Source organism: Gluconobacter morbifer G707 (assembly GCF_000234355.1).
Lineage (GTDB): Bacteria > Pseudomonadota > Alphaproteobacteria > Acetobacterales > Acetobacteraceae > Gluconobacter > Gluconobacter morbifer.
On record NZ_AGQV01000009.1, the window covers coordinates 1 to 1309 of the forward strand.

The window sequence follows — 1309 nt, forward strand, 5'->3', positions numbered from 1 at the left end:
GCCGCTTCAGCGCGTCCACGCCCTGACGGGCCAGCACCAGGAGCTCAGGGGCAAGCGCCTGCATCCGGCGCAACATGGTCTTCTCGGAAGGCATCTTCCATCCATGCTCAGCCGCTACACGCTTCGTGCGCCGATAACAGTCCGTGAAGTTGGGCTGCTCGACACGCAGGTAATCGGTCTTGAGCATTTCCCATGCTTCAGGCGCACACTCCGCCGCGTTGCCACCAGCGCCATAATGCGGAGCCAGCGCCGGAAGCCAGTCACACCGGTTCAGGCCACGGAGATCCCGATACCAGTTATTGATCGTGGTCTGCCCGACGCCCGTTTCGTTCGCCACCATCATCACGGCCGTGGTCTTGCGTGTGCCGCTCGCCACAAGCGTCTCGACAGCGTTGATTACCTCCAGAGCACGCTCTGCCTTGCGACGCAGCGCCTCTGGCATGCCGTCATAACGCCGCCACAGATCTTCACGCTCACGCTTGTCCGTGAATGCTTCCGTCCTGGCGGGCGCTTCCGTGACCGCCAGCTTGACCCGTGCCGAAAGAGGCAGGGCATAGGGCGTGAACTCAAACCCTCCGCCACGTCCCTGACGGCGACGCCATGTCTGACCTTCACGCTCAGGCGCAAGCCAGTTCTCGCTTTCCGCGCGGATCTGGATGCCGCGTGCCGTGCCAGGCATTCCCGGCAGGTGCATCTCGGCAAGCTGTGACGCCGAATACCAGGAGTGACCATTCATCGCAGACCTCCCCGGGCAACCGCGCGGATTTCTCTTTCTTTGCGGGCAATTTCGCGTTTATGTTCCTGAACCGCCGCAAGTTCGATCATCGGTAGGTGACGGCGGTCGATGACACTGAACCCGTGATCGGCCGCCATAAACTCCAGCAATCTCCGGTCCCCCGTGGCATGCACCAGCGCATCGAACCGCGTCACTGAAATCTCATGCGTGTCCCGCGCTACTGACGCATAGGCATTGAGAATATTCAGGCTGATTTTCCGCCCCATATGCTCGCTCATGCGTGCGGCGATCTCCGCCCGCGAATACCCGCATCCGTCCAGGCAAACCGAAATCGCCCGCGACAGACGGCCGCCATAGGAGTTGGCCTTGATCAACTGCGGATCGAATGCCGCAACCGTCTCAGGCGGAGCCCACGCCAGCAGGTCAAACTGCTCGCCAGACCTGATCATGCCGCAGTCCTCCGAACGACTGCATCGTACTGGAACAGGCCCAGCAGATCGTCCTGCGAAACATCAAGTTCGTACAGAAGGTCCATGATGATGGGGAAAGATGCCGTCATCGTCCCATCCTCAA

2 protein-coding genes are annotated in these 1309 nt (G+C 61.1%); both read right to left on the reverse strand.

The annotated features are described in order from the left end of the window. A partial coding sequence (locus GMO_RS10195; protein ID WP_040509197.1) for a DNA-binding domain-containing protein occupies positions 1-736 on the reverse strand: 736 nt, incomplete at its 3' end. Next, the gene (locus tag GMO_RS10200) at positions 733-1185 is read right to left on the reverse strand and encodes a phage regulatory CII family protein (protein WP_008852314.1); all 453 of its coding nucleotides are present in this window, start codon (positions 1183-1185) and stop codon (positions 733-735) included. The genes GMO_RS10200 and GMO_RS10195, both read right to left, overlap by 4 nt. Between the last annotated feature and the right edge of the window lie 124 nt (positions 1186-1309).

What these genes read in the sequence shown, in the direction of transcription:
- GMO_RS10200 (WP_008852314.1), bottom strand. Translation starts at nt 1,185, where the DNA reads ATGATCAGGTCTGGCGAGCAGTTTGACCTGCTGGCGTGGGCTCCGCCT.